This is a genomic window from Acinetobacter sp. CIP 51.11 (assembly GCF_000369665.1).
In the GTDB taxonomy this organism is placed as follows: domain Bacteria; phylum Pseudomonadota; class Gammaproteobacteria; order Pseudomonadales; family Moraxellaceae; genus Acinetobacter; species Acinetobacter lwoffii_S.
Map to the genome: position 1 here is coordinate 596,369 of NZ_KB850128.1, position 18,688 is coordinate 615,056.

Sequence of the window (18,688 nt, forward strand, 5' to 3'; positions counted from 1 at the left end):
ATAATAAAGAACATTAAACAGCGACAGGGGCTTTAATGCCTGGATGAGATTCATAACCGACAATTTCGATATCTTCAAATTTAAAATCGAACAGGTCTTTAATCTCGGGATTTAGTTTTAATTGACAAAGGCCGAGTGGCTCACGGCTGAGCTGTAATTGTGCCTGTTCAAAATGATTGCTGTACAAGTGGGTATCGCCACCAGTCCAGACAAAGTCACCAACCTCCAGATCACAGACTTGCGCGATCATATGCGTCAACAAAGCATAGCTGGCAATATTAAATGGTACACCCAAAAATACATCGGCACTGCGCTGATACAACTGACAAGACAATTTGCCATTGTGCACAAAAAACTGGAACAGGGTATGGCAAGGGGGTAAGGCGACCTGACCCGCTTCATTCGGGTTCCAGCCGGACACGATCAGACGACGCGAATTCGGATTAGTTTTAATTTCATTGATCAACCATTTGATCTGGTCAAAACCGTCCTGATTATAGCTATTGTCTGCATTCTTGCTGGCCCCAAAATTACGCCATTGATGGCCGTAAATTGGACCCAGTTCGCCTTCAGGACGGCCAAAACGTGCAGTCTGTTCTGCGGTCGCCCATTCATCCCAAATCGAGACTTTATTGTCTTTTAAATACTGAACATTGGTATCGCCTTTCAGGAACCACAACAGTTCGATCACGATAGAGCGGAAATGAACTTTTTTGGTGGTCAGTAAAGGAAAACCTTGGGAAAGATCAAAGCGCATCTGATGACCAAATACCGAACGTGTACCTGTACCGGTACGGTCGCCTTTATCGCCGCCGTTGTCGAGGATATGTTGTAATAGGTCAAGATATTGGCGCATAGGTCTCTCTTAAAAATTTGTTTAAATTACCTTTTTTTTCAGCAGAAAAAGTTTATCTCGGATAAATCCACTTTCTGTCGAGCTGGGTAAATTGAATTGAATGCATCATAACATTTTTTTCTAATATTTCTGATATTGCATCTTCTGCAAAAAAGATCGGCAAGCACCCAATCAAAAAAAAATACCCAGTGCGGGTGCTTGTTGTAGAAAAGGTTTAAGCGGTTTTATGGCCAGTATGGACGGTATGAATCAGATCAGACAGATCATAACCTAAGGGTGCTGCATAACTTAAATATTCGCGTTGAGTCGCTTCGTCCAGACTGGTGTCGCGATGTAATCACCATAAATATTCTTTATTCGGCTCGCCCACGAGTGCCGTCTGATAATCCGGATCGATTTTTAAGACCCAATAATCGCCCTTGGTAAACGGGATCCCATGCAAGCCTTCAGGTAAAAAGCTGACTTCAAGCTTGGCCTGTTCTGCATCGACAATGATCGCTTCAGCAATGGCTTCATCCACCTTGCCATTTTCATTCAAGCTCTATACCGCAGAAATATCGGTGCTGTCTTCAGGTTGGCGCTTCATCGGCAAGTGTGCAATGTCATACCAGGTACTTAAATATTGTTCTAAATTAAAATTTGAAACGGTACTTAAAGTCTGACTCATTTTTCTTCTCTGTTTAGTTCAATATTTAAAGTTTAGTTCAAGGTTTAAAAATGCCGCATCAGTGTAATACAGGCGGTAAAGCTCAAAATGATGTAATCATGTGGTGAAATGTTATCTGAAAATGGCCGAGCTACAGATTAAATCCACACGTTTGAGTAGAAAAAGATAAGGACTCATTTTGCGTATTTCAGGCTGAAAAAGCTTTGCAAGGCATTGGAATTGGCTTTGCTTTACATTTTTTTTGCAAAGATGATGGGTTTTGTAACTGTATGAGAAAGAACGGCTTAATTTGAATGCCGGAAAAATAGACAAATTTATTTACATTTTTAATGTGAAAGATAACATTTAAACGACTAGTATTCTCGGCTTGTTAACAATATGAAAGCCTAAATTACAGGCGAGGAGCGGTTGGTAAGGCATGATCTATGATCATCAAGTAAACATGAGCGAAGTATATGCTCCTGTCCAAGCGAATATCATGGTGCGTTCCCAATCGGAGCAAAGACCTAAAAAGTCATCCCAAAAAGCCACTGTCCGTAACGCTTCAGGCGTAAGCAATGGCCATCGTATCAATATCGAGAAATTTACCAGTTATCTGCAAGGCATTACCCGAAATACCAGTACACAGAAATGTGCGCGCAGTATTCGTGTCGGTCTGCAATCTTCTGGTGCGAAAATTGTGAATCATCCGGTCGCAGCAGCAGATTGGGGAAGTACCCTGATGCAGCTGGGTTATAAGAAAATTAATGCTTCTTTTGATCGGCCGAAAAAAGGCGATATCTATATTATTGACCGTACTCAGGGACATAAATATGGACATATCGCGGCTTATTCAGGTAGTGCCTGGGTATCGGATTTTAAACAGCGAGATCATGCGGTTTATCGCAATAAAAACGTGACTTATAGTTACTATCGTCTGGAAACTTACTTCTAAGAAAACACTGCGAAGTGATCAGTCCTCAAAACGCTTCGCACGGCTTTCATAGATTGAAACGATAAATAATCCAATCGCGGCAAAGTCAAGACATTGCAGACCCAAGGCAAATTTGCCCCATTGCTGGTGCTGTTCTGGTAAATAGCCAAACAGGGTAATTAAGGCAATGATGGGAATGACCCGGCTCAAGGCGCTAAAGCCATTTGCATAGGGATTGGATTTTGAGATTTTCAGGCGGAAATGGTGTAGTAAATGCACGACAATTCCAATCGCTAAACTCACCCCCACAAATACCGGATCTAACTGGGCCACAGTCGATGCTGTATAAATCAAAATACAGGTCGCGATGATGGCGATGAGTTTGATTTGACGGCTACAGCGTTCCGAATACCAGAACTCAAGCATGGGGTGAACCTGCATCTGATTTGTTCTGATTGAGCAGGGACAGTGGAGAAAACAGACAAATTGCCAGTGCCATAAAGGCAATGCCTTGTGCACCCGGAATCAGGATTTCGCCCTGTTGCATATTCATAAAAACTAAAGCAATCAATAAGGCAATTGGAATCCAGGTCAGTAATCTATACAGCAAACCGGTCGGATTTTTGCTGGCAAAGTGGATTTTGCAGTAACGACAGATCAGAAAAATGATGCCGGTCCCGACAAACATCAAAATAGAATCTAAGGGCAGTGGTTGCATCCAGTACAAGCCTGCAGCTGTCGCTGCAATCACAATAAAGATCAATAGTTTTTTGAGAACAGATACCTGCGGATTAAACCAGAACTCAAGCATAATGATGAAAGAATAGAAGAGATAATCGGCACTTTAGCATATTTTGAGTATAAAAAAGCGAGGCCTTTGCCTCGCTAAATTACGCGATTTTCTCAGCTATTTTTGTTTGGACCCCAGTCATAGATGTTCTTCTGGTAGGCATACCACATCATCCATAAGCCAATCAGGATCATTGGCAGGCTCAGGAATTGTCCTTTGCTCATCCAGCCAATAAACAGCTGGCCATTGTCCGGCTCACGGAAGAATTCAACTACAAAACGTGCCAGACCATAACCAATCAGGAACAGCGCGGAAACTGCCATACGTGGACGTGGCTTCGAGCTGAACCACCACAGTACAATAAACAGGATTAGGCCTTCACATAGTGCCTGATAGAGTTGAGATGGATGACGAACCAGTTGCAGCGGATCGGTCGGAAAGATCATGCCCCAGGCAAAGTTTGGGTCGGTGACCTGACGGCCATACAGTTCGCCACCAATAAAGTTACCAATTCGGCCAAACATCAAGCCTGTCGGTACGCAAGGTGCGATAAAATCCAGAGTCTGGAACCAGGTCATCTTATATTTCTTGCACCACCACAACATGGCCAGAATGACCCCGAGAAAACCGCCATGGAAACTCATACCGCCGGTCCAGATCTGGAACAGCCATAAAGGATCGGCCAGGAACTGGGAAAAACCGTAGAAGAAGACATAACCGACACGGCCACCGATGATCACACCGAGTGCACCGAAGAAAATCAGGTCAGACACCATATCCGGTGTCCAGCCACGTTGTTTGGCGCGAAACGTCGCCAATCCCCAGGCAAATAAAAATGCCAGTAAGTACATCAGTCCATACCAGTGGACTTGTAAGGGCCCGAGCGAAATCGCGACGGGATCAATATTGGGATAGGTGAGCATTCCTGTTCCTTGTGATTCTGTTTTGCACAGATTTTAGCTTAAAGCAAAGAAAAATGTTGTACATTCAATGTGTAAAGATCGAGAGCGTAAATTATGTGTATCGTGGCATTGGCTTGGCGGGTTCTGGATCAGAGCTCATTATGTCTGATTTCAAATCGGGATGAGTTCTATCAGCGTCCTACGCAGGAGCTGCATGAATGGGAGAATAGTCCGATTATTGCCGGGCAGGATTTACAGTCGGGCGGTACCTGGATGGGGATTACGGCTTCCGGTCGCTGGGCGGTGATTACCAATTTTCGTGATGGGCAGGACAAAGGGCATTATCCGACTTCACGTGGACATATCATCCAGAACTTTTTAGATTCTGACTTAACGCCGATTCGTTTTGCTCAAGATCTGGAACAACGCCAGTGTGACTATGCCGGCTTTAACCTGTTTATCGGCGATCAAGATCAGGCGGTGTATATGAGCAATCGCGGTGAAGCACCACAAGTACTGGCCCATGGCGTCTATGTGGTTTCGAATGGCCTGATGAGTGAAGACTGGTACAAGACCCGACATTTACGTAAACGCTTTACCCAAGAATTTTTACCGATGCTGCAACACCAGGAGATCGCAGAAGCAGATTTGTGTCATGCAGTCTGGGATATTCTGGAAGATGAACGTAAGGTGATTCCTGAACTTCTGCCAGATACCGGCATCTCCGTGGAAATGGAACAGCTGCTGTCTTCGACTTTTATTCAGAGTCCGGCCTATGGCACCCGATGCTCCAATTTTTTGAGAATGCAGCAGGGACGATGGCACTGGATCGAGAAGTCACAACAAGGTGCGACCGCAGGTCAAACTATTGAGAAAATAATTAGCCTGAAATAATCACCGGATATAAAAAATGCCGACTTGACGTCGGCATTTTTTAGGTCACTTCAGGGTTTAAGCTTTAGGGGTTTCTAACGACTCACCTGCAATGACACCGCCATCTTTACGGGTAATCACGACTGTTGCTGAGCGTGGACGTGAATACGCACGACCAGTACTGATTAAATGTTCAGCTTGGTTTGCAGGCCAAGTGCCACCTGGATGTTGCACGTTTACAAAAATGGCTTTGTAGTCAGGTGTCATAGTGACCCCTGTAATTTCACAGCCAGCAGGACCAACCAAGAAACGGCGTAGCTTCGAGTCATCGAGCTTCGCACCCATAGGTGTTTTTTGTGTGCCTGTCCCCGCTGTTGCGGTTTGTACAGAACCATCGCTCACTGAACCAGGAAGTGCTGCCAGCATCATGCAGTTGGTTGTATCCGTATATGCACCATCGTCAGTTTGTAACCATAATACGCCTCGGTCATCAAACCACATACCATCTGGGCTAGAGAAGTCATTTGCATCCGTCAAGCCAGAAAGGTTTACACCTGGGATTGAATCTGCTTCGGCACCAAATAGGAAAATATCCCATGTAAATGATGTTGCAGTAACATCGTCGCCTGTTTCACGGAAGCGAATCACGTGACCATTAATATTGCCACGTAGGCGGTTCGTTGCATCATCATCATCTGAATATTGGCGTGGATTAGCTGCATCAATTACATGTGCTGAACCGCGTTGTGAGTTATTGGTTAATGTGACATACACTTCGCCATTATGTGGATTTACCGCAACCCATTCAGGGCGGTCCATTTTAGTTGCGCCCGCTGCATCGGCTGCGATACGTGCATTGACCAAAATATCTGCTCGGTCTGCAAATTTGTATTCTGCATAGTTGGCAATCTTTGGATTAGACAAAGAGAGTTCTAACCATTGGCCTTTAGCTTCACCCGTTGCTTCATTGAAATCAAATTGCGCAACATAAAGCTTACCGTTATTCATGTATTTGTCGCCAGCCGCATAGCCACCGTTGACATCAGTAGGATTCCACGGAGTATCTGAGACAAATTTATAGATGTATTCGCCTTGTGAATCATCACCCATATAGAATGCAAGTGGTTTACCTGCAATGGCACGGCTAGCACGGCAGTCTTCATGAGCAAAGCGACCTAAAGCGGTACGTTTTACTGGCATACTACGATTATCAAACGGATCTATTTCAACAATCCAACCGAAAGTATTAATCGAGTTGCGATAATCCTCTTGTTCCGATGCACCGCTGATGACTGTGTTCCAACGGCTGAAATAATCTGGCGTAAAGATTTGTGGATTTCTAATGCTTTGCCAGTTATAACCACGTGCGCCATTATTGACTTTATAGCGTTTTAACGCATGTTCGGTATTGGCATCGCGTACATCCCCGCCTTCGGTGTCTTTTTGACGTGCGAGATATTGGTTGAAGTTTTCTTCAGTGGTGAGATAAGTGCCCCAAGGGGTATAGCCGTTACCACAGTTGTTGATGGTGCCACGTGTTTTGGTACCATCTGGGCTAAATGCTGTTTGTACCAACGTATTACCACGTACAGGGCCACGGTATTCCATTTCAGTTGCTGCTGTAATACGGCGGTTAAATGGCGAGTTTAAATCGACCGTGATTTCTTGTGTCTCAGGATTTTTGTTGATTGCAATAATAGAAACACCATGAGAGTTCACTTCACGGATCACTTCATCTTCAGTGATATCATCTTGATCAAATATGTTACCACGAGGGTGTAAGTCATCACGTTGTAAATATTCGTGATTCATCACCAATAAGCCAGTGTCCGATACAGTCGCATCAAAATTTTGCTTGCTGGTATTTAAACCAAAAAAGGTCATACCATCATGGTTGTCACCGACACGGCGTTCGTAGGATACACCACTAGGAATATTGTTTTCATCCCATACAGGTAGGCTTGGGTGTAAAGGATCACCTACCGCATGTAGGACTTTAAAATCATAGCCTTCAGCCACAGTAAATTGCTCTAAAGTGTTTTTATCCACTGGTTTGAAGGTTAATGATTTAGGTGTTGCAGTTAAATCTGGTTCATTCGGTGTTGCAGGTGTGCTTGGCGGAGTTGATTCTTCATCATTATCGCTACAGCCCGTAAGTGAGGCTGCTAAGGTTAATGCTACTGCACCACCAGCCGTCTTTTTAATTAAATCGCGACGACTCATCTGTTGGTTAAACAGTTGGTGAAATTCTGGGTTCCCCGAAGTGTTGCTGTCATAATCATCATTAAAAGCAATTTGATCAGTCATATTTTGTTCCTAGCAGTATGTGCTTGGTTGTTTTAAATGGTTATGAGTAAATTAACGGCTAAAAATGACAGGGAAGTGAAAGAATTGTTTCAATAAAATTAAATAAATCAGTATTTTATTTAAAATTAAAAACAAAAAGACAGCCAGAGCTGCCTGAGTAAGTTGATATTTTTTTTGTTTTGGATGGTTATTATTATTCGGTCTTTAAACGACGTTTCTCAATCAGTTTCCCTGCCAGCAAACCCAGTTCAAACAGTAGCCACATCGGGACAGCCAGCATGATCATCGACAGGGCATCCGGAGGGGTGACAAACATCGCTACAAAGAAGCAGCCCACAATAATAAAGCGCCGTTTCTCTACCAGAGTCTGTGTCGAAACTGCGCCAATCAAGATCAGAACCAGGGTAATAATAGGAATTTCAAAGGTAAAACCAAAGACCAGAAACAGCTTTAAACAGAAGCTGAGATAACTGTTAATGTCGGTCATCGGTGCCACAGTTTCCGGCGAAACACTGATAAAAAAATGCAGAATTGAGGGCAATGTCACAAAGTAGGCAAAGCTGATGCCGGTATAAAACAGCACGATACTGCCGATCAGAAGCGGCAAGGCCAGGCTCTTTTCCTTGGCATACAGCGCAGGCTTAATAAAGGTCCAGAGCTGATACAGGATAAACGGCATCGCAATCATCAGCGCGACAAAGAAGTTCAGCTTAAACGGTGCCATGAAGGTTGCAGTGACATCTGTGGCAATCATGGTTGAGCTGGCAGGTAGCTGTGCACGCAAGGGTTCGGACAACCCTTGGTAAGTCTGATTGGCAAAGGGTAATAAGCAGAAAAACAGGCCAATCAGGACAGCAACGACTTTAAACAGATGCTTTCTTAAGATGATCAAATGCTGGGTAATCGGCATCTGTTCAAGATTCAGCGTTGCAGCCTCATTTGAGGCTGGTGTGGTCGGCAAGGATGTCATACGGCCACCTTCATTTCTGTATAGCGTTGTTCGGAAATCACGGTTTGAATTGCTGTAGGCTTGGGTAAATACACGGGTGATACAGGCTGTATCACCGGCTGATAGCTGAGCAAGGGCTGGACAGCTTGCGATTTTATTTTTACTTCATCGCTTACAATCGGCTGCTGCAAATTAGCCACTTGTGCCTGCATCTTGGCCTCCAGTTCCTGAATCCGCTGCATTTCAGCCTGCATCTGTTCACGTAGCTCAGACAGGCGCAATTCACGATCAAGATCATTCTGAACATTGCTCACCATACGCTTGATCTTGCCGTACCATGTTCCGACAAAACGTACTGCTTCCGGAAGCTTATCTGGCCCAAGAACCAAAAGCGAAATAATCCCGAAAATCAGCAGCTCGGTCATTCCAATATTGAGCATAGCGAACTCTTAACTTTTAACCGAATGTTCAGGAGTTTTGACCTGAGCATCAATGGTGCGTGGCTCTGCAAGCTGAGCTTGTTCTGCCTCTTCATCTTTGACTGATTTTTTAAAGTCTTTAATCGCGCCGCCGACGTCTTTACCCAGATTTTTAAGTTTTGATGTACCGAACAATAAAATCACCACAATTGCAAAAATCAGCACATGCCAAATTGATAATCCTGCCATTATTTTATCCTCTATATTTCATGCACCTATCTCAGCAGGCTTGTATGACAGCGCGGTGACGCTTTGATGACAGTTTGCCGAAACAGTAGCAGTGTATGAATCACTCAGATCAAAAATTCTATCATTTGAGAAAAACTAAGCTGTGCTAGCATACAGCTTGATATGGAAATCTCAGCAGCATTGTCATGGCCTTAATTCTTCCCCTCCTGTCTTTTCTGATCGGTTATTGGGGGGTGCAATATTTAAAACCAGTTCGACCTCTCTTGGCGTCTTTATTGGCCCGAGTACTGATTCCAGTACTGATTATCTACAACATGGTGTTTTACCAAGAGGGCAGTTTGTGGCTGATTGCCTTCAGCTTTTTCTGTTCCTGTCTGTTCTTTGCCCTATTTTATTTCACCTTGAAAAATAAACTGCGTGCCTTATGCCTGAGTTATTTAAATGGGGCATGGCTGGGGATTCCTTTTGCACTGGCAGTTTTTGGCCCGCAAGCGACCAGTACCGTGGTGGCGCTGTACATCGGTGGTTCCTTGTTTGGCAATGTCTGTGCGGTGATGGCAGTCAGTGAAGCCAGACAAGATAGTGGCTATATTTTAAAAAATGTCCTGCTCTCACCGCCAGTGGTGGCATTGTCAGTAGCAGCACTATTATCATTTTGGGATTTGAGTCACTGGCAGCAAGTCGCTTGGGTGGAGATGCTGTATCAAGCCAATAAAGTGCTGGTCACTTTTAGTGGCATGTGTGTGCTGGGGATGTGGCTAAGTAATGTGCGGATCAGCCGCTTCGATTTAATGTGTAGTCTGCAACTGATTTTTTATAGAGGACTGTTTGCGGTTTTGCTGTGTGTTGTCGCCTATTATTATTTACCTATTCCGCAGCAGACGCTGACTTATGCTGTAATGCTGATGTTCTTTTTATTGCCTCCTGCAGCCAATATTGTAGCGCTGGAAACCCATTATCAGGGAACGGGCCATTCCGCCAAATATATTGCTTCGGGAACTTTGGCCAGTGCGATCTTGATTGCTCTATATGGGGTAATCATGCATGCGTTGATGCCAGGATTATAAAAACATAAAAAGGTCCTCTTGCCCTTAGGGCGAGAGTTAGAGAGGATGTAAAAGCTTTAGAAGAATGATTTTCCCTCTCCTTAAAGGAGAGGGTTAGGGAGAGGTGTATTTTAAAAATCTCTCACCCCAGCCCTCTCCCAAAGGGAGAGGGCTGGGGTGAGAGGAGGAACTTACTTCTCCAAACTCTTCTTAAACAACTGCATCGCCTGTCCACGATGACTGATTTTATTTTTCTCTTCCTTACTCATTTCTGCACTGGAAATTCCGAGTTCCGGTAACCAGAACAACGGGTCATAGCCAAAACCATTTTCACCACGCGCAGCTTCCAGAATTTCCCCGTGCCAGATACCCTGAAAGACTTGCGGTAAGGGATCTTCGGCATGTTGAACCAGTGCCAGTACGCAAACAAACATGCCCTCAATCACTTCACCATCTTGGCGTAAGGGTTTGAGATCGGCCAGCAGTTTTTCATTATTGGCGGCATCGTTGCCATGCTCACCGGAATAACGAGCCGAGTAAATGCCGGGAGCGCCGCCAAGAACTGGCACACAAATGCCTGAATCATCTGCAATAGCAGGTTTTCCGGAAATTTTAGAAGCATGTCGAGCCTTAATAATCGCATTTTCTACAAAGCTTAGACCATCTTCGATCGCATCTTCGATATTCAACTTGCCCTGGGCCACGACTTCAACCGGCAGTTGTAGCTCGGCAAACAGTTTTTCAAACTCGGCAATTTTACCTTTGTTATTACTTGCCAATACCAGTGTGCCTTGGGATAACCAGTCAGTTGCAGCCATGTCAAAAACTCATTATTAGATAAAGAATGGGCGCTATTTTAGCAATGGATGAAGAATTTGCGGCAATAAAAAAGCACCCGAAGGTGCTATTTATACCATTCAGCTTATTGTGCCTGAATCCATCTGTCGGCACGATCACGCGCCTGTCGGATCTGCTCTTGGGTTAAATTCGCCGCCAAGGCAGTTTTTCTGCCTTCCGACAGCGTAATCACCTTATTGTCGAGCATGCCATCACGGGTAGAAAGTTCATACCACTGGTAAGCGCCCATATAGTTTTTCTTTTTCTCTTCCATCATTGCCAGGTTAAAGCTGGCACGGTTATCGCCACGGCTAGCCGCTTTTTCAAAATACTGACGTGCCAGCGCTTCATCTTTTCTGGTGCCAATGCCATCGGCCAGCATACGGCCAACATTCAGCTGTGCAACTGCCAGACCTTGATCCGCAGCAGCTTTATACCAGGCAAAGGCCTGTCGTTCATCTTTCTGGATGTCTTTACCATACTGGTATTTGGTGGCCAAATAAAACTGTGCACCGGCCTGACCAGCTTTCGCTGCTTTGGTCAGACTGTTGATATCCATGATGGAATACTGAGCCGCTTGACTGGCAACAGATGGACTAGGTGCAACATAATCTGCATGGGCTTGCATGCCAAAAAGTCCCGCCAGTAGCGTCGTACTTAATAATAATTTTTTCATAGCGCGCTCACTCGATAAATTGCGACTTCACCAAATAGATTAGGGAGATGCTTGCTCAGCAAACTATCTTCTTGATTCCCGTTCACAGCGAGTCGATTAATAATTTTGATATTATTTTCCGCACAAAGTGCTTCAAAATCACGAAATGTACATAAGTGGATATTCGGGGTGTTATACCACATATACGGCAAGGCTTCAGAAACCGGCATTCTCCCTTTGATTGCCAAGAAAGACCGGGTCTTCCAATGTGCAAAGTTCGGAAAGGTAATAATGGCCTGTTTCCCCACACGCACCATATCACGCAATAATACGTCAGGTGCATCTACAGCCTGCAAAGCTTGTGCCATGACCACATTGTCAAAAGACTGGTCGGCAAAACGGCTTAAACCGAGGTTTAAGTCCTGCTGGATGATATTTAACCCGCGACTGACCGCAATTGCAATCTTTTCCTGATCAATTTCTAATCCGTATGCACGAATATCGTGCTTTTTACTCATTTGTGCCAGCAGTTCACCGTCGCCACACCCGAGGTCGAGTACGCTAGAACCGGGCTTGATCCACTTTTCAGCGAGTTGTTGATCGATACGCATTATACGGCCTCCTTTGGTGCTGCTTTCAGGTGTTCTTCACCACCCAGGAATGCACGCAAAGATTTTACATAGAGCGGAATAGGGAACAGGAAAGAGTCATGACCCTGTTCGGCATCAATATCCAGATAGCTCACAGGTTTATGGTTGCTAATTAAAGCATCCACGATTTCCTGTGAGCGGGCAGGAGTAAAACGCCAGTCAGTCGTGAATGACACCACCAGGAATTTGCACTGGGTATTGGCCATGGCTTTTTTGAGCGACTGTTCATATTCACGCGACGGATCAAAGTAATCCAGCGCTTTGGTCATGATCAGATAGGTATTGGCATCGAAGTTACGGCTGAACTGCTCACCCTGATAACGCAGATAGCTTTCGACCTGGAATTCGACATCGAAACCATACATAAATTTGCCTGATTTCAAATCGCGGCCAAATTTCTGTTTCATGGCTTCTTCGGACAGGTAAGTAATATGACCGACCATACGCGCCAGAATCAGACCACGTTTTGGATAGCTGTCATTTTCCAGATAACGACCATTATGGAAATCCGGGTCTGACAAAATCGACTGACGTGCCACTTCGTTAAAGGCAATATTCTGTGCAGAAAGCTTTGGAGCGCTGGCAATAATCACGCATTTTCTTAAACGGTTTGGATAATCCACTGACCATTGCAATGCCTGCATGCCACCCAGTGAACCGCCAATGATGGCATCCCAGGTATCAATTCCTAAACGATCAGAGAGCAGGGCTTGGGTTTTGACCCAGTCGCGAACTGTAACTAGTGGAAAATCAGGACCATACGGACGATTATCATTTTCAGGATTGGGTGAGGTTGGGCCGGTAGAGCCGCTACAGCCACCAATATTATTCAGTGAAACCACAAAGAATTTTGACGTATCAATAGCTTTGCCGGGACCAATACATGAATCCCACCAGCCGGCTTTTTTATCATCTTCATGATGATAGCCAGCAGCATGGTGATGACCGGAAAGGGCATGACAAATCAGAATGGCATTGGACTTATCGGCATTGAGTTCGCCATAAGTTTCAACCATCAGTTCAAAACGTGGGAGGATGCGACCGCATTCAAGCTCTAACGGCTCTTCAAATTGGAACTTTTGTGGGACAATAATGCCCACTGAGTCAGCTGGAAAAGACACGGGGAGGATTCGCCTTAAATCTTTAGTATGAATAATAAAAGGATACCATTTGCCGGTATCCTTCTAAAGTCATTTTAGTGCTATGAATTATCGCAAATTCTAATACCGCCGTTTAGACCGCAGCAGCAATCACCTGATCAGTGCTTAAAACACCCTGATCAATCAGACGGTTGGTCGAGGCAATAATTGCTTCGATAGAAGAGGTCACGATGTTGTCATGTACCCCGGCACCAAAGGCAGATTTACCAGTACCTTTCACTTGAAGTTCGATCAAGGCCAAGGCTTTGGCATGAGCACCTGAACTGATGCTGCGCTCTTCATAGTTCACCACGTCAATCGGCAAATGAAGTGCATCCAAAATCGCAGAAATTGGACCATTGCCTTCACCGCGAACACGACGTGACTGACCGTCAATTTCAAGATCAAGCTCAATCACCTGATTGCCATTGTCATCCGACAATTTGTAGTTTTTCGCAGAATAGTGAACGTTTTTAGCATCCACATAAGTTTCTTTGAACAACTTCCAGATTTCAGTCGCACTGATTTCAGTGCCTTGCTCATCGGTACGCTTTTGTACGATCTGAGAGAATTCAATCTGTAAACGACGCGGCAAAATCACGTTGTAGTTGGATTCTAACAAGTAGGCAATACCACCTTTACCTGATTGTGAATTCACACGGATCACGGCGTCATAGTCACGGCCCAAATCTTTCGGGTCGATTGGCAAGTACGGCATATCCCAGATTTCTTCGTTTTTCTGGAACTCGAAACCTTTTTTGATGGCATCCTGATGCGAACCCGAGAATGCTGTGAAGACCAAATCACCAGCATATGGATGACGCGGGTGCACAGGTAAACCGGTACATTCTTCCACAGTCGCAATGATTTCATTGATGTTGGAGAAGTCTAAGTTTGGTGCTACACCTTGGGTATACATGTTCAAGGCAATCGCAGCCACGTCGACGTTACCGGTACGTTCACCGTTCCCAAACACACAGCCTTCAACCCGGTCAGCACCGGCCATAATCGCCAATTCAGAAGCAGCAATGCCACAGCCACGGTCATTATGACAATGCACAGAAATGATTACGCCGTCACGACGCTGAATGTTACGGTGCATCCATTCGATTTGATCGGCATAGATGTGTGGTCCTGAAACTTCTACGGTTGCAGGCAAGTTCAAAATGACTTTATTGGTCGGTGATGCTTCCCAGATTTCAGTGACGGCATCGCAGACATCTTTTGCAACTTCTAATTCGGTTGCAGTAAAACATTCCGGGCTGTACTGGAAGATAAATTCAGTTTCCGGCTGTTTTGCGGCATATTCTTTTACTTTCTGTGCAGCATTAATGGCTAACTGTTTTGCACCTTCTACATCAACATTTAAGACTTTGTTGCGGAATGTCGGCGAGTTGGAATTATAGATATGTACAATGGCACGTTTTGCGCCTTGTAAAGATTCAAAGGTACGTTGAATCAAATGATCACGTGCCTGAACCAATACCTCGATATAAACGTCATCTGGAATATGACCTTCTTCAATCAATTTACGGGTGAAATCGAAGTCAATTTGCGATGCAGACGGGAAGCCGATTTCAATATGCTTGAAACCGATTTTGACCAACATCTGGAACATCTTGAATTTTTGCTCCATGTTCATTGGCTCAAAGATCGCTTGGTTACCGTCACGCAGGTCGGTACTCATCCAGATTGGCGCTTTATTGATTTCGTTGTTCGGCCATTGACGGTCTGGTAAGTCCACACGTTGATACATGCGACGGTATTTTTTACTTGGATCAGCCAACATCATGAGAGAGCTCCTTATGCTGACTTGGGTACCGTAATCTTGGTTAAAGCGGTGCGTGGGTCAGCGACATAGATTTTGTCTATTCATCTTGGGTATTTAGTGACAGTCTGGTTTAAACCTGAAATATGGTCTAAATATTGGTGGTTTAGCTTCACCAAATGCACTAAATGCCTTACTTATAATTTAAAGTTTAATCCACTTATCCCGAAAAGTTTTTGCTATTTTTATGGATTTTAGTCGTATGGTAATAAAGATTTTCTTATAAAGTTTAAGGAGTGAGAAATATTTTCAATTATTTTAAATATTGTATTTTATATTTTCTTAATTTGAACATAATGCGTTATTTATTACGTTCAATAGTGCCATAACGCAGTATATTTTGAGAAAAAATAAATCTAGTGATTTCCAAAGATCATTGACGTCAGGGCATCTTTTAAAGTTCAGCCCATTTACGCATTAAATTATGATATAGGTTGGTCAGTTTTATAACTTCTGCATGCTGATCACCCAGCTGCATTCTCAGGTTTTGAATACTCTGATCCAGATTAAACAGCATATGCCGTTCTGCATCATCACGGATCATGCTTTGTACCCAAAAAAATGAAGCAATTCGGCAACCGGAAGTGATTGGCGTGACTTCATGCAGGCTGGTCGACGGATACAGAATCATATCGCCGGCAGGCAATTTTACTTCGTGATAACCGTAAGTGTCTTCGACCACCAGTTCACCACCGACATATTCTTCCGGCTCACTTAAAAAAACCGTACAGGATAAATCCGTTCTGAGGCGTTCATTGCTGCCGCGAATACGACGAATCGAATTATCGACATGAAAACCAAAGGCTTCATTATTTTCATAGCGGTTAAAAAGCGGGGGAATAATATCCAGTGGAATCGCTGCTGATAAAAATAGTGGATGTTGTCCTAGAGATTCTAAAATAATATTGCTGAGATGATTAGTGAGCGGATGATCTTCAGGTAATTGCTGATTCTGTTTCACGGTGGCAGAGAGTGTGCCAGCAGTGACCTTGCCATTAACCCACTCAATCTTATTCATCTCCTCACGGAAATATTGCACCTGTTCTTTGCTCAGTACATTTGGAATATGATGCAGCACTGGAAACCCCTGAATAATCGTATTTTAAAAATAACATAGCCCCCATCAGGAGGCTATGCGGTTGCATTGAATTAATATTTAAAGTTGACTGCTAACACTGCACTACGGCCTTCTGCTTCGGTCGCATAATGAGATGAATAGGCTTTTGTGAAGTAACGTTCATCAGACAGGTTGTTGAGGTTTAATTGCAAATCAACGTTTTCATTCACGTTATAACGCGCCATGGCATCATAGCGAACATAGCCTGGAACATATTTGGTATTAGTAGCATTACCATAGACTTTGTCCATTGCGACGGCACCAGCACCTAGAGTTAAAGCAGAAGTTACTGCATAAGTAGTCCAAAGGGTTGCACTGTTTTTCGCAACGTTTTGAACCTGATTGCCATTACTTCTATTGGAAATGTAGATTGGAGCTGCTGTAGTGCCAATATTTTCATAACCACCATCAACTAACTCACTGTCCAAATAAGTATAACCCGCAGATACAGCCCATTTATCCGTGATGTTGCCATTTACACCAAGCTCAATACCATCGACACGAGTTTCACCAATATTACTTGTGGTGCCATCATCTCCGGTCGCACGAGTATTGGTTTTTTCCGTACGGAAAATAGCTGCAGTCAGGTTGAGCTTGTCATTCAAGACATCCCATTTGGTTCCTAACTCCATGGTGCGGACTTCTTCAGGTTTAAGATTATTGATTGCAGCTGTAATCCCTTCAGAACCATCGCCACCATCTACACCGACTGGATTAGACGAAGTCGCATAACTTGCATAGATGCTGCCATTTTCAACTGGTTTAAAAGTAAGACCGGCTTGATAGTTGATGAAATCTTTATCATTTTTAATCGTCACTTGATCGCCAGCACTTGCTGTAATCGGTGTATTGTTTGCACCAGTAACTGCATTATTTCGTGCACCATAAGTCATGGTTTGCTCAGTTGAGTAGTCATCCCAACGAACGCCCAAATCTAAAAGCCACTGAGGGGTGAATTCAATACTATCCAGGAAATAAACAGACTTTGATTTGCTCTCGATATTGTAACGGTCAGCACCATTGGTACTTAATGTACCTGTCCATGGAGCACGGTTAGGGTTCTGTACAGAAGTACACCAACCTGATGCAATATTGGTGACATCACCACAAGCAGCATACGCGCTACCTGTCGCATTTAGGCCATTAATAATATATTGCGTACGATCAGTTTCCTGATCTGAATATTCGGCACCCAGGTTAAAACTATGTTTAAGCATGCCTGTATTAAATTTACCGGTTAAAGCAAGTTGGTCGGTAAAAGCATCAGTATCTGCTACACGTGAGTTGGCACGTGCCCAGACATTGTCATTCAGTAAGAAATTGCCTCTTGAGTCATCTGGGTTAGTCCACAGGTAATCATTTTTAGACGTGTTATACACTGCCGTATTGCTAATGGTTAAGTTGTCCGTCAGATCATGTTCTAATTTAAGCATTCCTGACTGATTTTCCTGTTTCTGGAAGTCACGATCTTTCCAGCCATAGTATTGACCTTGTTTAATATCAATTGGCTTGCCGTTGCCATTCAATCCTACATTTGCATTTGTGAGCGCAAATGGGTTGTTATAAGGAATACCTGAATCTGGTGTGTCATCGGTTTTTAGATAGTAATAACTTAAAGTTCCGCGAGTAGGGGTGTCCAGACCAAAGCTAATACTCGGTGCAATCCCGGCACGTTTATATTCTGCACCGTCTTTCTGGCCTGCTTTTTCATTTTGATGCCCCATGACTGCAACACGTGCAGCAATACCATTACCAAAATCTTTGTTGCCATCTAAAGTAATACGTTGATAATTATCTGTGCCGCCAGCGACCGAACCTTCTAGAAAATTGCCCGCTTTAGCGACTTTAGAAATCATGTTAATGCTACCGCCAGTGGTGCCTGCACCGCCCATGGCAGAAGCAGAACCTTTGGTCACTTCAACTTGTTCTACCGCAAACATTTCACGGTTTTGTGAAGTGGAATTACGAACACCGTCCACATACATGGAACTTTCAGAGTTATAACCGCGAATAAATGGACGGTCACCGTTTGGGTTACCACCTTCACCTGCGCCCAAGGTAATCCCCGGAACTGTACGTAGTGCATCAGCTAAAGTCGTCACTTGTGTATCTGCAATCAGCTGTTTTGAAATCACTGAAACTGACTTGGGGGTGTTGAGTAAAGGCGCAACAAATTTGCTATTCGCAGATTGATCTACTTTTAAGCTAGGTGCTTGTTCAGCTTTGACCTCTTGATGAATAGTCTCTAACTGGATCACCTGTTCTTCTGCCATCGCAGATCCAGCTACCATTGATAAAGATGAAACAATTGCAGAGGAAACGATTTTTTTACGTGTTTTAATGAAGGTCATGTTAAACCTAATAAATGAATGCTAAAAATGTATGCGAATAATAATGATTCTTGTTTTTATTTTTATCTTTTTATCATGGGAATTCATGATCTTTAAGAAAATATTAAATGAGTTTTTAAATGTAATGATATAACAATATC

At 43.9% G+C, this 18,688-nt stretch carries 20 protein-coding genes; 3 read left to right on the plus strand and 17 right to left on the minus strand.

The genetic code is table 11. The features are described from left to right. Positions 1-13 precede the first annotated feature (13 nt). The 3 genes from thyA to F894_RS15445 all read right to left on the minus strand — a co-directional run bounded on the left by thyA (position 14) and on the right by F894_RS15445 (position 1,523). Positions 14-856 (minus strand): thymidylate synthase, encoded by an 843-nt coding sequence (thyA, locus tag F894_RS03090; protein ID WP_005245938.1) that lies wholly within the window; start codon positions 854-856, stop codon positions 14-16. 337 nt (positions 857-1,193) lie between these two features. Continuing rightward, positions 1,194-1,394 carry a lipocalin family protein gene (locus F894_RS15440; RefSeq protein WP_005245939.1) on the minus strand — a complete coding sequence of 67 codons (201 nt, stop codon included), beginning with the start codon at positions 1,392-1,394 and terminating at the stop codon, positions 1,194-1,196. 3 nt (positions 1,395-1,397) lie between these two features. Beyond that, positions 1,398-1,523 (minus strand): lipocalin/fatty acid-binding family protein, encoded by a 126-nt coding sequence (locus tag F894_RS15445; RefSeq protein WP_005245940.1) that lies wholly within the window; start codon positions 1,521-1,523, stop codon positions 1,398-1,400. 418 nt (positions 1,524-1,941) lie between these two features. On the opposite strand from F894_RS15445, the gene F894_RS03100 reads away from it, so the two are divergent. Next, positions 1,942-2,457 carry a hypothetical protein gene (locus F894_RS03100; protein WP_005107935.1) on the plus strand — a complete coding sequence of 172 codons (516 nt, stop codon included), beginning with the start codon at positions 1,942-1,944 and terminating at the stop codon, positions 2,455-2,457. Between the two features lie 18 nt (positions 2,458-2,475). Here the strand turns inward: F894_RS03100 and F894_RS03105 are convergent, their stop codons facing one another. The 3 genes from F894_RS03105 to lgt all read right to left on the minus strand — a co-directional run bounded on the left by F894_RS03105 (position 2,476) and on the right by lgt (position 4,149). Beyond that, positions 2,476-2,862 carry a hypothetical protein gene (locus F894_RS03105; protein ID WP_005245941.1) on the minus strand — a complete coding sequence of 129 codons (387 nt, stop codon included), beginning with the start codon at positions 2,860-2,862 and terminating at the stop codon, positions 2,476-2,478. Further along, complete coding sequence (locus tag F894_RS03110) at positions 2,855-3,247, minus strand: hypothetical protein (RefSeq protein WP_005245942.1); 393 nt, start codon at positions 3,245-3,247, stop codon at positions 2,855-2,857. The genes F894_RS03105 and F894_RS03110 overlap by 8 nt, the downstream gene beginning before the upstream one ends. A 92-nt stretch (positions 3,248-3,339) precedes the next feature. Beyond that, complete coding sequence (lgt, locus tag F894_RS03115) at positions 3,340-4,149, minus strand: prolipoprotein diacylglyceryl transferase (protein ID WP_004729515.1); 810 nt, start codon at positions 4,147-4,149, stop codon at positions 3,340-3,342. A gap of 93 nt (positions 4,150-4,242) precedes the next feature. Here lgt and F894_RS03120 point away from each other — a divergent pair, with 93 nt between their 5' ends. Further along, entirely contained in the window at positions 4,243-5,022 is a 780-nt protein-coding gene (locus tag F894_RS03120) for an NRDE family protein (protein ID WP_005245943.1), read from the plus strand. 57 nt (positions 5,023-5,079) lie between these two features. Here the strand turns inward: F894_RS03120 and F894_RS03125 are convergent, their stop codons facing one another. From F894_RS03125 to tatA, 4 genes are all read right to left on the minus strand, one after another. Beyond that, on the minus strand, positions 5,080-7,308 hold the full coding sequence (locus F894_RS03125; protein ID WP_005245944.1) for a PhoX family protein: 2,229 nt from the start codon (positions 7,306-7,308) through the stop codon (positions 5,080-5,082). A gap of 193 nt (positions 7,309-7,501) precedes the next feature. Beyond that, a complete protein-coding gene (tatC, locus tag F894_RS03130) occupies positions 7,502-8,278 on the minus strand; it encodes a twin-arginine translocase subunit TatC (protein WP_005245946.1) in 777 nt (258 codons plus the stop codon). After that, positions 8,275-8,697, minus strand: a complete 423-nt coding sequence (gene tatB / locus F894_RS03135) for a Sec-independent protein translocase protein TatB (protein ID WP_005245947.1) — start codon at positions 8,695-8,697, stop codon at positions 8,275-8,277. The genes tatC and tatB overlap by 4 nt, the downstream gene beginning before the upstream one ends. Before the next feature lie 9 nt (positions 8,698-8,706). Continuing rightward, positions 8,707-8,925 (minus strand): Sec-independent protein translocase subunit TatA, encoded by a 219-nt coding sequence (gene tatA, locus F894_RS03140; protein WP_005245949.1) that lies wholly within the window; start codon positions 8,923-8,925, stop codon positions 8,707-8,709. A gap of 185 nt (positions 8,926-9,110) precedes the next feature. Here tatA and F894_RS03145 point away from each other — a divergent pair, with 185 nt between their 5' ends. Further along, a complete protein-coding gene (locus tag F894_RS03145) occupies positions 9,111-9,992 on the plus strand; it encodes an AEC family transporter (RefSeq protein WP_005245950.1) in 882 nt (293 codons plus the stop codon). Positions 9,993-10,162: 170 nt separating this feature from the next. On the opposite strand, the gene rdgB is transcribed toward F894_RS03145, so the two are convergent. The 7 genes from rdgB to F894_RS03180 form a co-directional block, all read right to left on the minus strand. Continuing rightward, positions 10,163-10,789, minus strand: coding sequence for an RdgB/HAM1 family non-canonical purine NTP pyrophosphatase (gene rdgB / locus F894_RS03150; RefSeq protein WP_005245951.1), 627 nt, complete (start codon positions 10,787-10,789; stop codon positions 10,163-10,165). Between the two features lie 104 nt (positions 10,790-10,893). Beyond that, complete coding sequence (locus tag F894_RS03155; RefSeq protein ID WP_004647420.1) at positions 10,894-11,484, minus strand: tetratricopeptide repeat protein; 591 nt, start codon at positions 11,482-11,484, stop codon at positions 10,894-10,896. Further along, on the minus strand, positions 11,481-12,074 hold the full coding sequence (gene metW / locus F894_RS03160; RefSeq protein ID WP_004278415.1) for a methionine biosynthesis protein MetW: 594 nt from the start codon (positions 12,072-12,074) through the stop codon (positions 11,481-11,483). The genes F894_RS03155 and metW overlap by 4 nt, the downstream gene beginning before the upstream one ends. After that, positions 12,074-13,234 carry a homoserine O-succinyltransferase MetX gene (gene metX, locus F894_RS03165; protein WP_005245952.1) on the minus strand — a complete coding sequence of 387 codons (1,161 nt, stop codon included), beginning with the start codon at positions 13,232-13,234 and terminating at the stop codon, positions 12,074-12,076. The genes metW and metX overlap by 1 nt, the downstream gene beginning before the upstream one ends. Before the next feature lie 112 nt (positions 13,235-13,346). Continuing rightward, positions 13,347-15,044: a 2-isopropylmalate synthase gene (leuA, locus tag F894_RS03170; RefSeq protein WP_005245953.1), complete on the minus strand. Its 1,698-nt coding sequence runs from the start codon at positions 15,042-15,044 to the stop codon at positions 13,347-13,349. A 430-nt stretch (positions 15,045-15,474) separates the two neighbouring features. Next, positions 15,475-16,158 carry a Fe2+-dependent dioxygenase gene (locus F894_RS03175; protein ID WP_005107919.1) on the minus strand — a complete coding sequence of 228 codons (684 nt, stop codon included), beginning with the start codon at positions 16,156-16,158 and terminating at the stop codon, positions 15,475-15,477. A gap of 71 nt (positions 16,159-16,229) precedes the next feature. Next, a complete protein-coding gene (locus tag F894_RS03180) occupies positions 16,230-18,548 on the minus strand; it encodes a TonB-dependent receptor (RefSeq protein ID WP_005245954.1) in 2,319 nt (772 codons plus the stop codon). Positions 18,549-18,688: the final 140 nt, after the last annotated feature.

Coding starts and splice junctions, on each gene's coding strand:
- F894_RS03145 (WP_005245950.1), top strand. CDS start 9,111: ATGGCCTTAATTCTTCCCCTCCTGTCTTTTCTGATCGGTTATTGGGGG.
- F894_RS03100 (WP_005107935.1), top strand. CDS start 1,942: ATGATCTATGATCATCAAGTAAACATGAGCGAAGTATATGCTCCTGTC.
- F894_RS03105 (WP_005245941.1), bottom strand. CDS start 2,862: ATGCTTGAGTTCTGGTATTCGGAACGCTGTAGCCGTCAAATCAAACTC.
- F894_RS03110 (WP_005245942.1), bottom strand. CDS start 3,247: ATGCTTGAGTTCTGGTTTAATCCGCAGGTATCTGTTCTCAAAAAACTA.
- rdgB (WP_005245951.1), bottom strand. CDS start 10,789: ATGGCTGCAACTGACTGGTTATCCCAAGGCACACTGGTATTGGCAAGT.
- tatC (WP_005245946.1), bottom strand. CDS start 8,278: ATGACATCCTTGCCGACCACACCAGCCTCAAATGAGGCTGCAACGCTG.
- F894_RS03180 (WP_005245954.1), bottom strand. CDS start 18,548: ATGACCTTCATTAAAACACGTAAAAAAATCGTTTCCTCTGCAATTGTT.
- F894_RS03125 (WP_005245944.1), bottom strand. CDS start 7,308: ATGACTGATCAAATTGCTTTTAATGATGATTATGACAGCAACACTTCG.
- thyA (WP_005245938.1), bottom strand. CDS start 856: ATGCGCCAATATCTTGACCTATTACAACATATCCTCGACAACGGCGGC.
- F894_RS15445 (WP_005245940.1), bottom strand. CDS start 1,523: ATGAGTCAGACTTTAAGTACCGTTTCAAATTTTAATTTAGAACAATAT.
- leuA (WP_005245953.1), bottom strand. CDS start 15,044: ATGATGTTGGCTGATCCAAGTAAAAAATACCGTCGCATGTATCAACGT.
- F894_RS03155 (WP_004647420.1), bottom strand. CDS start 11,484: ATGAAAAAATTATTATTAAGTACGACGCTACTGGCGGGACTTTTTGGC.
- tatB (WP_005245947.1), bottom strand. CDS start 8,697: ATGCTCAATATTGGAATGACCGAGCTGCTGATTTTCGGGATTATTTCG.
- metW (WP_004278415.1), bottom strand. CDS start 12,074: ATGCGTATCGATCAACAACTCGCTGAAAAGTGGATCAAGCCCGGTTCT.
- tatA (WP_005245949.1), bottom strand. CDS start 8,925: ATGGCAGGATTATCAATTTGGCATGTGCTGATTTTTGCAATTGTGGTG.
- lgt (WP_004729515.1), bottom strand. CDS start 4,149: ATGCTCACCTATCCCAATATTGATCCCGTCGCGATTTCGCTCGGGCCC.
- F894_RS03120 (WP_005245943.1), top strand. CDS start 4,243: ATGTGTATCGTGGCATTGGCTTGGCGGGTTCTGGATCAGAGCTCATTA.